The sequence below is a fragment of the Sulfitobacter alexandrii genome (assembly GCF_001886735.1).
Taxonomy (GTDB): domain Bacteria; phylum Pseudomonadota; class Alphaproteobacteria; order Rhodobacterales; family Rhodobacteraceae; genus Sulfitobacter; species Sulfitobacter alexandrii.
On record NZ_CP018076.1, the window covers coordinates 2,806,418 to 2,818,683 of the forward strand.

Sequence of the window (12,266 nt, forward strand, 5' to 3'; positions counted from 1 at the left end):
CAGGCAGGGCCCGAGGGCCCGGTCGCCGTCGCTAGCGCTTCACGGCCCGTTGATGGGCGACGAGCGCGTTCGCATGACCGTGGCCCAAACCATGCTCCGACTTGAGCCAAGCAACGGTCTGCATGTGCTTCTCCTCGGGTCGCGACGCGATGAGATCGAGCCAATACTGGACCGGTTGCCCGTAGGTCTTCTCGATCGAGGGGAAGTACGAAGCGGGGCCCTTGACGCTGTCCGGCATGATCCGTCTCATTCGTTGCTGCGCGGCCTGACCCAAGCCTAGCGCAAGCCGGATCGCATCTCCAACGGCATCATGCGGAAAAGGCAGGCGGCCGGTGCAGCCCCGGATCTTGCCACCTACCTCCAAGCCGCGCTGGCCTGCGGGGATACCATGCGCCGCCTGATGGTCCCGCACATGGCCGAGCCGGACATTTCCAATTTCCAATCCCGGGCTATGTGTTGTCCATACCCAGAGCAGGAAGCCCCCGGATGCCCCCGACCGCCGAAACCGATCGTCAGATGCGCGCCGAGGTCGCCGAGCAGCCGCTCCTTCTCATTTTCCTCAGCCTGCTTGCCGTCTTTGGCTGCGCCACGCTGGCATGCTCCATCCTAGTCGCGGATTTCGTGGTTCCCGACCATGACTGGATCGCCGAAACCATCAGCGACCTCGGGGCGGGACGCTACGAGTTCATCGTCGATATCGGTCTCTACACCTTTTCCGCCGCCCTGATCGGTCTGGCCCTGTCGGCAGCCCATGTCCATCTTGGCGCATGGGACTGGAGCGTCGGGATCATCGCGCTCACGGTGTTCGGGCTCCTTGTGTTTCTCATCGGGGCGCGGAACGAATACGGCGACAACGACAATGAAGGCTGGGTAATCCACACCTACCTGGTCTATGGCCTGGGTGTCACGATGACCGTCGCCTGTTTCGCGCTGGCGCGCGGCGCGGCACGGGCCAGCCCCCGTTACCGCAGGATATTGATAGGTATCGGTATCGTCTGGGTTCTCTCGGCGCCCGTCTTCTTTCTATTGCCGACGGGGATCGACGGCATTTACGAACGCTACCTCGGTGGGGTGTCCTTCGTTCTGATCCTGTCGCTCGCACATCTTTTCTACCAACGCGCCAAGCACTAGAAAGCACACGCATGTTCACCGATATTACCGCTCTCGACGTCCTTCTGCGCGGCACCGTCCTTGCCCTCATCGGCCTTGCATGGGTCGTGATCTGCGTGCGCGTGATCGGCTTGCGCGCCTTCTCCAAGATGACATCCTTCGATTTCGTGACCACGGTTGCCATCGGGTCGCTTCTCGCAGGATCGGTGCAGGCCACGGACTGGAGCGGGTTGTCGCAGGCGCTGATCGCCATCGCCGCCCTGCTCGGGATCCAGTACGCGGTGTCTCGTCTGCGGTCCCGCCGAAACGACTTCGAGGGCGTAATCGGCAACAGGCCGGCCTTGTTGATGCGGGACGGTCAGTTTCTGGAAGACGCGCTCACCCGCACGCGCACGACCCGCAGTGACGTCATCGGCAAACTGCGCGAGGCAAATGTGCTGCACCTCGGCGAAGTTCGCGCCGTCGTGCTCGAATCCACCGGTGACATATCGGTGCTGCACGGTAAGGAACTCGACGAGGTTCTTCTTGAAGGGGTAAAATCCGGCGCCTGACGATCCGGCATGGTGCGATCCGGGCGCATCCCATCAGGGCGCAGACCTTACCACATCGTCTTGGCGGCCCGTGGGCCCCAAGCGTCGTCGTAGGGCGCGCCGCCCTCGGCTCCGCTTGTCATTTCCGCCAGGATATCGCCCGCGCTGGGAAGCCCGGCGCTGTCGTCGGCACCCGCCCATGTGCCCGCACGCATCAGGGCGCGGGCGCACTGGATGTAGACTTCGGCGATCGTCACCACGATCACCGTGGCGGGCTGGCGGCCCCCCTTGGCGAAGCGCGCGCGCAGGTCGGCGTCGTCGGTCAGGATGGCGGTGCCGTTCACCCGCACCACGTTGTTCGACCCCGGCACGAGAAACATCAGCGACACGCGGCCATCCACCACGATGTTGCGCAGCGAATCCAGCCGGTTGTTGCCGCGCCAGTCCGGCAGGGCCAGCGTCCGCTGGTCCAGTTCCAGCACGACCGGGCCCTCGTCGCCGCGCGGGCTGCCGTCGGTGCCGTCGGGGCCGACGGTGGACAGGATGCACAGCTTCGACGCCATGATCCAGTCGCGGTAGAGCGGCGTCAGCCGGTCGGCCACCTTGCGCAGCGCGGGCGCGCCGGGCGTGCCGTACAGCGCCTCGAGCGCGGCGATGTCGTCAATCCTGCGCATGCCAGCCCGCCTCCTGCAGGAGCGCGTCCGAGCGGCGCTCCACGACCTCTTCCAGCCGTTGCATGAATTCGGCCCGGCTCAGCCCCGGCGGGATCGGGTCGAGGAATTCGACCACCGCGACGCCGGGACGGCGGTACAGCCCCCGGCGCGGCCAGAAATAGCCCGCGTTGGTCGCCGCCGGCACACAGGTCTGCTGCAACTGCTCGTAAAGCGCGGCGCTGCCCACCTTGTAAGGGATGCGTTTGCCGGGGGGCACGCGGGTACCTTGCGAATAGATCACGATCTGGCCGGGCTCGATCTTGCCCGCCTCCACGTCCGCCAGCATCTTGGCGATGGCCTTGCCCCGCTTGCCCCTGTCCACGGCGATCATCTGCATGCGCTTGGTGTACTGGCCGATCACCGGGGTCCAGAGGATCTCGCGCTTCATGATGAACTTGGCGCGCGGCAGCGCGTGGAAGATCATGATGATGTCGAGGAACGACTGGTGCTTGGCCGCGATCAGCACCTCGTCGGTGGGCACCTCGCCCCGGACCTCGCAGCGCAGGCCGATCAGCCAACGCGCCGACCACATGCACCACGCGGCGTAGGTCTTGCAGGCGGTATAGGCGCCCCGCTTGGAAAACATCGCCCAAGGGGCAAAGGCCAGACCGATCACGGGCATCGCGACCGTGACCTGGACGATGTAGACGAGTGAGCGGATCCATTGCAGCATCAGGACAATCCCCCCAGGGTGCGCCGCGCCGCCGCCCGGGTCGCCACGAAGGCCACGGCGCCGGCCAGCGGCGGGATCAGGAAAGGCAGCAGCCAGTGCAGTCCCCGAAAGCCCAGCCCGGTCAGGAAACCGCCGGTTTCCGAGGCGGCGGGCAACAGCAGGACGGCGACCAGCCCCACCACGGTCCCGACCGCCGCGCCTGACAGGGCGCGCAGCGTGAACCGGCGGACAAAGGCCTGCGCGATGTAGTCGTCGGTGGCCCCCACGAGGCGCAGCACCGCGATGACCTGCGCATTGGCGGCCAGCGCCGCCTGGGCGGCCAGCGTGATCATGGCGGCGACGGCGGCGGCGATGAGCCCGATGGAGACCCAGCCGATCAGCCGCAGCCGCGTGGCCGCGCGCACCAGCGGTTCGCGCCAGCGTCCGTGGTCGTCCAGAACGGCGCCCGGCACCTCGGCGGCGAGCCGCAGCCGCAGGCCGGCGGCATCCATGCCGCCGCTGTCCTCGATCACCTCGATCAGGCGCGGCACCGGCAGCGCATCGAGCGCGAGGTCCGGGCCGAACCACGGCGCCAGCAGCGCCTGCTGCTCGGCATCCGTGAGCGCGCGGGCGGTTTCGACCCCCTTGGTGGTCTCGAGGATGCGCAGCGCCGCATCGGTCTGGGCGGCACGCTGGTCGAGCGGCGCGACGATGCGCACGGTGGCCGTCCGCGCCAGTTCCGATCCCCAGCGGTCCGCCAGCCGCCCCGCGGCAAGCGACAGCGCGAGGGCGAAGACGGCGAGAAAGGCCATCGCCCCCGCGGCAAAAAGGGTCAGTTGCGCGGTAAAGCCAGAGGGCGGGACCACGCGGTCCGCCTGCCGGTCACCGGAGGCAAGGGCGCGCAGGTTCGGACGGCCCAACTTCACAGGTCCGCTCCCGCCAGCTGGATCCGCCGGTTGGCGATGCGCAGGACACGGGCCTGAACATGCGCCTTGGTGGCCCGGATCAGGCCAAGGTCGTGGGTGGCGATCAGCACGGTCTTGCCCATCCTGTTCAGCTCGATCAGCAGGCGAAGCAGGCGCTGCGACATGTCCCAGTCGATGTTGCCGGTGGGTTCGTCCGCCAGCACCACGTCCGGCGACATGATGACCGCGCGGGCGAGCGCGGCACGCTGGCGTTCCCCGCCCGACAGTTCGGGAGGCAGGGCATCCGCCCGGTTCGTCAGCCCGACCCAGGACATCAGTTCCGCCAGATCCTCGCTGGCCGCGGCGGCGCTGCGACCCGACACGATCAGCGGCAGCCTGACGTTCTCCAACACGTCCAGATGGTCGAGAAACTGCACGTCCTGATGCACCACGCCCACCCGGCGCCGCACCATGGCGATGTCGTCGCGCCCCATGCCACGCACGTCGTTTCCGAAAAGATGCACGTGCCCCGCAGTGGGCATCAGCGCCCCGTAGCACAGCTTCATCAGCGTGGTCTTGCCCGCGCCGGAGGGCCCGGTCAGGAAATGGAAGGAACCGGGCGCCAGCTTCAGCGTGATGTCAGACAGCAATTCGCCCCCGCCGTAGCTGTAGGCCACATTTTCCAGCTCGATCACGCCTGTACCCCGGATTTCGTTGACCTGTTGTGCCTTAGCACCGCAGGGGATTCAATGCACCACATCCGGACTTCCCGTCGAGATAGCACTTTTCCTGCGCAAATCTTGCACTATGCTGGCCCGAAATGGTTAACGGCCCGCAAAAGGGGCCAGCGAGAGCAGCGGGAACATCAATGCGGCTGACCTGTCCGAACTGCGATGCACAGTACGAAGTGCCCGACGAAGTCATTCCGGACGCCGGACGTGATGTGCAGTGTTCCAATTGCGGTCAGACATGGTTCCAGCACCATCCCGATCATGCACCGACCGAAGAGGCGGAGGACGACGCGGCGGTGCCGCCGCCCGAGGCACCCGCCCCCGACGAGGAAACCGCCCCCCGCCACCGCCGTCCCGCCCGGCACCGGAACCCGCGCGGCGGCAGCTCGACCCCGCTGTCGCGGACATCCTGCGGCAGGAAGCAGAAGCCGAGCACGAGGCGCGCAAGCGCCGGCAGGAGCAGGCTCAGCCGCTCGAAAGCCAGCCCGATCTCGGGCTCGACGTGGCCCCCGAGGACGACCGGGAGCGTCGCGCCCTCGAGGCGCGTCGCCGCATGGCACGGATGCGCGGCGAACCCGAACCGCTGACCGAGGCGGAGGCGCGCGCCGCCGCCGTGACCTCGCGCCGGGAACTCCTGCCCGACATCGAGGAAATCAATTCGACCCTGCGCAGCGATGACGACCGCAGCGGTCCGCAGATCGCGCAGAGAGAAGACGACCTGCCCGTGGCGGCGCGTGGCGCCGGGTTCGGGCGCGGCTTCATGCTGGTGATCGTGCTCGCGGCCCTGCTGGCCTGTCTCTATGTCTTTGCCCCCCAGATCGCCCGCGCGGTGCCGCAGGTCGATCCGTACCTCAGCAGCTACGTCGGTGCGGTCGACCAGCTTCGGCTCTGGCTCGATGGCCAGATACAGGATCTCCTGATCTGGCTGGATACGCTGGCGGATCAATCCTCCGCTTGAGCGCAGCCGGACCTTCAATCTTAATCGACACAGGCGTGCCGCCGGCCGGGACGCTCAGAAGCGGTCCAGCAGGCGGTTGAGATAATCCCGCTCCGCCTCGGGCCGCTCGGTCTCGCCCGACCGGCGGCGGATCTCGTCCAGCAGGCGGCGGGCCTCGTCGCGGGCATCCGGACCCTCGCCGATGCGGCCGCCTTCCGACAGGCCCCCTTCGGCACTTTCCCCCTCGCGGCCCAGCGGGTCGCGGTTGGCGCGGCCGCCCTGTTCGGTGTTGCCCTGACCGGGTTGCTGCTGGCGCTCCTGCTGGGCCATCGCCTCGCCCAGCGACCGCATCCCCTCGCGCAGGGCCTCCATCGCCTGCGACTGGTTGTCGATCGCCTCGGCCAGGTCATTGTTGCGCAGCGCGTCCTCGGCGTTGTCCATCGCCTCGCCGGCCCGGTCCAACGCGTCACGGGCGGCGCGGCCCTCGGGCGTGCCCTGCCCCGGCAGGTTCTGCTGCTGGCGGCGCAGCTCATCGCGCAGGGCCTGCTGGCGTTGCGCCAGACCTTCCTGCTGGCCCTGCCCCGGCTGGGCCTGATCGCCCGGCTGACCGTTCTGACCCTGCTGCTGCTGATCCTGACCTTGGCCCTGTCCGTTCTGGCCCTCGTGGCTTTCGCCCCGGCCCTGACCGCCATTGCGGCCCTCGTTGCCCTGGCTCTCGCCCGCCTGTGCGCCCGGATTGAACTGCTCCTGCAGATCGCGGAAGGCCTGATCGCTCAGGCCCTGCTGTTCGCGCAAGGTCTCCGACAGGCCTTCCATCGCCTGCTCTCCCGGAGATTGACCGCCCTGACCCTGCTGGCCTTCGGTCACGCGCATGTTCTCCATCATCTCCTGAAGCTGGCGCAGCGCCTCCTCGGCCTCGGCCATGCGCCCCTGCTCCATCAGTTCCTGAATGCGGTCCATCATGCGCTGCAGGTCGTCCTGCGTCATCTGCATGGTCTCGCCCTGCTGGCCCTGTTGCTGCTGGTCGCCGTTCTGTTCGTTCTGCTGGGCCTGCTGGCGCTGCAACTGCTGCAGGTATTCCTCGGTCGCGCGCCGCAACTCGTCCATCAGTTCCGCGATTTCTTCTTTGCTGGCGCCGTTCTTGATCGCCTCGTTCAGCCGGTCCTGCGCGCGGCGCATCCGCTCCAGCGCGTCGGCCAGCACCCCTTCCTCCAGCTCGATCGCCAGATTCCACATGTCCTCCGCCAGGTCCTCCTGCACGTCGTCGCTCAGGCCGTAGCGGGCGTGGATTTCAAGCCGGTCGATCACGTCGCGCAGCCGCAACGCCGTCACTTCGGAGCGGAAGATCTCGTCGGGCCGGTACGCCACCGCCCGCAGCACCTGCGCCATGCGCGGCGCATTCGCCTTTGACCACAGCAGATCGCGCCGCATCTCGATCACCGCCGCGGCGGCGGGATCGAAAAACCGGCGGCCGGGCAGGATCATCTGGCTGGGGGCGGTCTGGCCGATCTGTTCGGCGGAATCGAGCACGCTGAGGCTGATCTCGATGGGCAGGTTGGCCCAGGGATGCTTGGAGAAATCCTCGATCAGGTTTTCCTCGAAGTCGGCCCTGTCGCCCGAGATCGGGGTCGGCAGCGGCACCACGACTTCGGGCCTCGGGTCGGGGTCCACCTTCAGGCCATAGCGCCGGTCGACCGAGGCGAGGTCCAGCGTGATGCGCGCCTCGCCCGCCTCGACGCCGTAGTCGTCCCGCGCGGCGAACGGCAGGCGCATCTCGCCCAGCGCCGACACCTCTGGATCGCCCAGCCGCTCCACCTCGGGCGCGGTATCGGGCAGCATGGTGACGTTCCACGCACGCCCCCCCGGCCCGTCAATGGCGATGTCGCCGTCCTGAACCACCGCGAAATCCTGCGCCGGGTCCGATGCCGCGGGCACGTCCGCGGTGCGGCCCGACACCGTTTCGGCCAGCGTCAGCGCGCCGACGTCGCCGTAGAACCGTAGGGTGATCAAAGTGCCGGCAGGAAGGCTCAGGGGGCCACCGTCAAGATCGTTGAGGTAGAGCGTCGGCTTGCCGGTATAGCGCGGCGGTTCCGCCCAGCCTTCCCAGACCGGGCCCTGCGCCAGCGCGCCGCCGCCCGGCGCCATGTCGGCGACGGACGCGACCCGCAGCACCGATCCGAACAGCAGCGCCATCCCGAAGGCCAGCACGGCCACGAACCGCAGGGCATAGGGATCGCGCCGGGCCACGCGCAGGTCGGCGGGAACCGGGCGGGCCGACGCCGCGCGTTCGGCCATGCGCGCCTTGTGCGCCTGCCAGACGGCCATGGACGCCACGTCGTTCTGGCCGATCACCGCATCGTCCAGCAGCGCCTGTATCGGTCGCCCCGGCAAGCTGCGGTCGAGCCGCGCCATCGCCGGGCCCCGGGGGGGCAGCCGGAACCGGCGCAGCGCGTAGCCGAGGGCAACCAGCCACGCGAGACCCGCCGCCACGGCAACGCCCCAGACGACTTCGACGCTCACCATGTCCTGAAGGCCCATCATCAGGGCGGCCAGCACCAGCAAGGTGACCGTCATCAGCGGCCAGAGAGCCTGGACCAGCCCCTCGGCCAGCATCCCCGCCCATGTCAGCCGCAACGGCCAGCGCAGCGCGGACAGCGCGTCTTTGCGGTCGGCTTCTGGGGATGTGCTCATAAGATCTGCCTCCGGCCCGGCCGGAGGCGGATCACCTCACAACCATTCGGGGATGGTATCGCGATTTATCAGTTCGTCAAAGGTCGGGCGTCGGCGGATAACCGCGAATTGATCCCCCTTGACCAGAATTTCCGGGATAAGGGGTCGCGAATTGTACTCGCTGCTCATTACCGCGCCATATGCGCCCGCCGAACGGAAGGCGACAAGGTCACCGGCGGCCAGCGGCGGCATCATGCGCTGCTTGGCAAAGGTGTCACCGGATTCGCAGACCGGTCCCACGATGTCGATCGGGGCGCGGTCGATGCCCGCCGCGGGCTCCGTCACCGGCACGATGTCGTGGTAGGCATCGTACATCGCGGGCCGGATCAGATCGTTCATCGCCCCGTCCAGAATGAGGAAATCGCGCCCTTCGCCCGACTTGACGTAGATCACCGCGCTGACCATCAGGCCCGCGTTGCCGGCGATCAGCCGCCCCGGTTCGATCTCGATCTCGCAACCGAGATGCCCAAGGGTCCGCTTGATCAGCGCGCCGTAGTCCGACGGCAGGGGCGGATCGGCATTGGTCCGTTCGTACGGGATGCCAAGCCCCCCGCCGAGGTCCAGCCGGCGGATGTCGTGGCCGTCGGCGCGCAGGGTTTCGGTCAGTTCCGCCACCTTGCGATAGGCCGCCTCGAACGGCGCGAGGTCGGTCAGCTGCGAGCCGATGTGCACGTCGATGCCCACGATCTCGAGCCCCGGCATGTCGGCGGCCATGCGATAGACCTCGCGGGCGCGGGCGATCGGAATCCCGAACTTGTTCTCGGACTTGCCGGTGGCGATCTTGGCGTGGGTCTTGGCATCCACGTCCGGGTTGACCCGGATCGTGATCGGCGCCGTCACGCCTAGGGCCCGCGCGCTGGCGTTCAGCACTGCCAGCTCGGGCTCCGATTCCACGTTGAATTGCCGGATGCCGCCTTGCAGCGCGGTGCGGATTTCCTCTTCGGTCTTGCCGACGCCGGAGAACACGATGCGGTCCCCCGGCACCCCCGCCGCCCTGGCCCTGCGGTACTCGCCGCCGGAGACGACATCCATGCCCGCCCCCGCCTGCGCCAGCGTGCGCAGCACCGCCTGGTTCGAATTGGCCTTCATCGCGTAGCAGACGAGGTGGTCCATGCCCTCCAGCGCCTCGTCGAACAGGTGGAAATGGCGCAGCAGCGTCGCGGTGGAGTAGACGTAGAACGGCGTGCCCACCTCCGCCGCGATGTCGGCCACGGCGACGTCCTCGGCGTAGAGCGCGCCGTCACGGTAGAGAAAATGGTCCATAGGTATCCGAACCCCAAATTGCCGGACGCGCCCTAGCGGACGGGCGCCGTCCTCAGGAACAGGTAGAGCGGCAGCCCGCAGGACACGCCGATGCAGAAGGTGGCCGGGATCGCGAGCAGGCCGAGCCAGTTGCGCCGCACCGCGACCTCGGCGAGGATCCAGACGGTGAGCGTGACCGCGGCGATGGTCAGATCCCACACGAGACCGCTGGATGCCGCGTTGGCGTGCCAGGCATCCACCATCGCCATCAGGTCCCAGCCATTCGCCCGGAACCACGTGACGAAATAGTACATCGGGTGGACCGCGCCCCAGATGGCGAGCGCGAGGTAGGTGATCCGCAAGGCCGTCATGTCAGAAACTCTTTCGCACGCCGATGTTCGCATAGCCCGAGATGCTGACGCCGGGGGTCAGCGTGGTGGGCTGCTGGCGCGTGTCGCCGCGCCATGCCGGGTCTTCCTGCGGGTCGACCGGGCCACAGGCCCCAAGCCCCACGAGAACGCAGATCAGCGCGGCGGCCCTCACAGCCCCAGCCCGAGCGAGGCGGCGAAAGACCCCTTGCGGATGCCGACGCTGGTGCCGCCGTACATGCCGCTGGTCGACAACGTGACGGTCGAATTCATCGTGGGCTGGACGGGCTCTCCGTCCGCGCCGCAGGCTACCAGTGTCACGGCCCCCAGCAGGGCCAGAATGATCCTCATGCCAGTTTCTCCTTCCAGCGGTCGATCTGGTCGCGCACCTGCGCCGGTGCCGTCCCGCCGTAAGACATACGCGAATTGACGGAATTTTCCACGCCCAGAACGTCGAACACGCCCTGCGTGATGCCGGGGTGAACGGCCTGCATCTGCGCCAGCGTGAGGTCGGGCAGATCACAGCCTGCCTTTTCCGCAATGCCCACCAGCGTGCCGGTCACGTGATGCGCGTCACGGAACGGCAGGCCCAGCACCCGCACCAGCCAGTCGGCAAGATCGGTCGCGGTGGAAAACCCGCTGCCCGCCGCCGCGGACAGGTTGTCGCGCTGCGCGGTCATGTCGCGCACCATGCCCTCCATCGCGGCCAGCGCCAGCATCAGGTTGTCGGCGGCGTCAAAGACCTGTTCTTTGTCCTCCTGCATGTCCTTGGAATAGGCCAGCGGCAGCCCCTTCATCACCATCATCAGCGCGGTATTGGCGCCGAAGATCCGCCCCACCTTGGCGCGGATCAGTTCGGCCGCGTCGGGGTTCTTCTTCTGCGGCATGATCGACGACCCGGTGGAAAACCGGTCGCTGAGCGCGACGAAGCGGAACTGCGCCGAGGACCAGATCACCAGTTCTTCGGCAAAGCGGCTGAGGTGCATGGCACAGATGCTCGCGCAGGAGAGGAACTCGAGCGCGAAGTCGCGGTCGCTGACCGCGTCGAGGCTGTTGGCGGCGGGCCGGTCGAAACCCAGCGCCTGCGCCGTCATCTCGCGGTCGATCGGAAAGGACGTGCCGGCCAGCGCCGCAGCCCCCAGCGGGCTTTCGTTCATCCGCGCCCGCGCGTCGCGCACGCGGCTCAGGTCGCGGCCGAACATCTCGACATAGGCCATCATGTGATGACCCCAGGTGACCGGCTGGGCGGTCTGCAGGTGGGTGAAACCGGGCATGACCCAGTCGGCCCCCGCCTCCGCCTGCCCCAGCAGCGCGTGGATCAGCGCCACCAGCCCCGCGTCGAAGGCATCGAGCTGGTCGCGGGTCCAGAGCTTGAAATCCGTTGCGACCTGGTCGTTGCGGCTGCGCCCGGTGTGCAGGCGGCCCGCGGGTTCCCCGATCACCTCCTTGAGCCGCGCCTCGACGTTCATGTGGATATCCTCCAGCGCGGCGGAGAATTCGAAACGCCCTTCCTCGATCTCTGACAAGATCGTGAGCAAGCCTTCCCGGATCGCCTGCGCGTCGTTATCACTGATGATGCCCGTGGCGGCCAGCATGGCGGCATGGGCGCGCGACCCCGCGATGTCCTGTGCGGCCATCCGCTTGTCAAACGAGATCGAGGCGTTAATTGCCTCCATGATCGCGTCGGGACCGGCGGCAAAACGGCCACCCCACATCTTGTTTGAGGTCGTGTCGGTCATGTCAAACCCTCGGAGGGACAGATGAGAAAATTCGTGCTCGGACTCGTGTATACGGCCCTGTTGGCAGGTGCAAACCCCGCTTTGGCGGCTGGGGCCGACATTCTGGGCCTGCGCGATGGCGACATGAAGAAACTGGTGGTGCATGACGCGCCGGTCGCCACCTCCGACGCGGCCTTCGACCTCGCCGACGAGGCGGGCAAGGGCACGCTGGCCGACTACCGGGGCAAATACGTCCTGGTGAATTTCTGGGCCACCTGGTGTGCGCCCTGCCGCAAGGAGATGCCGCAACTCGATGCGCTGCAAAAAGAATTCGGCGGCGCGGAGTTCGAGGTGCTGACCATCGCCACCGGGCGCAACTCGCCGGACGGCATCAAGCGGTTCTTCGAGGAGGCGGGCGTGACCAGCCTGCCCCGCCATCAGGACCCGAAACAGGCGCTGGCCAGCCAGATGGGCATCTTCGGCCTGCCGATCACCGTGCTGCTGGACCCCGAAGGCCGCGAGATCGCGCGCCTGCGCGGCGATGCGGACTGGTCGAGCGACAGCGCGAAATCCATCGTCAAGGCGCTGATCGAGACGCGGCAGGACAGCTGATCGCGCCCGGGGGCGCTG

Annotated in this window: 15 protein-coding genes and 1 pseudogene; 5 read left to right on the forward strand and 11 right to left on the reverse strand. The window is 67.7% G+C overall.

The annotated features are described in order from the left end of the window. Positions 1–31 precede the first annotated feature (31 nt). Positions 32–250, reverse strand: a complete 219-nt coding sequence (locus BOO69_RS13825; protein ID WP_335743924.1) for a DUF4287 domain-containing protein — start codon at positions 248–250, stop codon at positions 32–34. 236 nt (positions 251–486) lie between these two features. Between BOO69_RS13825 and BOO69_RS13830 the strand changes: the two genes are divergently transcribed. After that, positions 487–1,131, forward strand: a complete 645-nt coding sequence (locus tag BOO69_RS13830; RefSeq protein WP_071972697.1) for a DUF998 domain-containing protein — start codon at positions 487–489, stop codon at positions 1,129–1,131. A gap of 11 nt (positions 1,132–1,142) precedes the next feature. Beyond that, entirely contained in the window at positions 1,143–1,661 is a 519-nt protein-coding gene (locus tag BOO69_RS13835) for a DUF421 domain-containing protein (protein WP_071972698.1), read from the forward strand. 47 nt (positions 1,662–1,708) lie between these two features. Here the strand turns inward: BOO69_RS13835 and BOO69_RS13840 are convergent, their stop codons facing one another. Genes BOO69_RS13840 through BOO69_RS13855 form a run of 4 tightly spaced genes read right to left on the reverse strand, consistent with a single transcriptional unit; the run spans position 1,709 to position 4,605 of the window. Next, positions 1,709–2,314: a pyridoxamine 5'-phosphate oxidase family protein gene (locus BOO69_RS13840; protein ID WP_071972699.1), complete on the reverse strand. Its 606-nt coding sequence runs from the start codon at positions 2,312–2,314 to the stop codon at positions 1,709–1,711. Beyond that, positions 2,301–3,026, reverse strand: coding sequence for a lysophospholipid acyltransferase family protein (locus BOO69_RS13845; protein ID WP_071972700.1), 726 nt, complete (start codon positions 3,024–3,026; stop codon positions 2,301–2,303). The genes BOO69_RS13840 and BOO69_RS13845 overlap by 14 nt, the downstream gene beginning before the upstream one ends. Next, complete coding sequence (locus tag BOO69_RS13850; protein WP_071972701.1) at positions 3,026–3,931, reverse strand: cell division protein FtsX; 906 nt, start codon at positions 3,929–3,931, stop codon at positions 3,026–3,028. The genes BOO69_RS13845 and BOO69_RS13850 overlap by 1 nt, the downstream gene beginning before the upstream one ends. Then, a complete protein-coding gene (locus BOO69_RS13855; protein WP_071972702.1) occupies positions 3,928–4,605 on the reverse strand; it encodes a cell division ATP-binding protein FtsE in 678 nt (225 codons plus the stop codon). Before BOO69_RS13855 ends, BOO69_RS13850 begins: the two co-directional genes overlap by 4 nt. A gap of 173 nt (positions 4,606–4,778) precedes the next feature. On the opposite strand from BOO69_RS13855, the pseudogene BOO69_RS23645 reads away from it, so the two are divergent. Together BOO69_RS23645 and BOO69_RS13860 are read left to right on the forward strand one after the other, a co-directional pair. Next, positions 4,779–4,835: pseudogene (locus BOO69_RS23645) on the forward strand (MJ0042-type zinc finger domain-containing protein); the annotation flags it as partial. Positions 4,836–4,879: 44 nt separating this feature from the next. Beyond that, entirely contained in the window at positions 4,880–5,599 is a 720-nt protein-coding gene (locus tag BOO69_RS13860) for a hypothetical protein (RefSeq protein WP_335743944.1), read from the forward strand. 54 nt (positions 5,600–5,653) lie between these two features. Here BOO69_RS13860 and BOO69_RS13865 read toward each other — a convergent pair whose 3' ends face one another. Genes BOO69_RS13865 through argH form a run of 6 tightly spaced genes read right to left on the reverse strand, consistent with a single transcriptional unit; the run spans position 5,654 to position 11,657 of the window. Further along, positions 5,654–8,269, reverse strand: coding sequence for a TIGR02302 family protein (locus tag BOO69_RS13865; RefSeq protein WP_071972703.1), 2,616 nt, complete (start codon positions 8,267–8,269; stop codon positions 5,654–5,656). 36 nt (positions 8,270–8,305) lie between these two features. Continuing rightward, positions 8,306–9,571 carry a diaminopimelate decarboxylase gene (gene lysA / locus BOO69_RS13870; protein ID WP_071972704.1) on the reverse strand — a complete coding sequence of 422 codons (1,266 nt, stop codon included), beginning with the start codon at positions 9,569–9,571 and terminating at the stop codon, positions 8,306–8,308. 32 nt (positions 9,572–9,603) lie between these two features. Further along, positions 9,604–9,921 (reverse strand): DUF2834 domain-containing protein, encoded by a 318-nt coding sequence (locus BOO69_RS13875; protein WP_071972705.1) that lies wholly within the window; start codon positions 9,919–9,921, stop codon positions 9,604–9,606. Position 9,922: 1 nt separating this feature from the next. Further along, complete coding sequence (locus BOO69_RS23080) at positions 9,923–10,093, reverse strand: hypothetical protein (protein ID WP_156874933.1); 171 nt, start codon at positions 10,091–10,093, stop codon at positions 9,923–9,925. Further along, positions 10,090–10,269, reverse strand: coding sequence for a hypothetical protein (locus BOO69_RS13880; protein WP_071972706.1), 180 nt, complete (start codon positions 10,267–10,269; stop codon positions 10,090–10,092). The genes BOO69_RS23080 and BOO69_RS13880 overlap by 4 nt, the downstream gene beginning before the upstream one ends. Beyond that, positions 10,266–11,657 carry an argininosuccinate lyase gene (argH, locus tag BOO69_RS13885; protein ID WP_071972707.1) on the reverse strand — a complete coding sequence of 464 codons (1,392 nt, stop codon included), beginning with the start codon at positions 11,655–11,657 and terminating at the stop codon, positions 10,266–10,268. Before argH ends, BOO69_RS13880 begins: the two co-directional genes overlap by 4 nt. 21 nt (positions 11,658–11,678) lie before the next feature. Between argH and BOO69_RS13890 the strand changes: the two genes are divergently transcribed. Beyond that, positions 11,679–12,248, forward strand: coding sequence for a TlpA family protein disulfide reductase (locus BOO69_RS13890; RefSeq protein WP_071972708.1), 570 nt, complete (start codon positions 11,679–11,681; stop codon positions 12,246–12,248). Positions 12,249–12,266 lie beyond the last annotated feature (18 nt).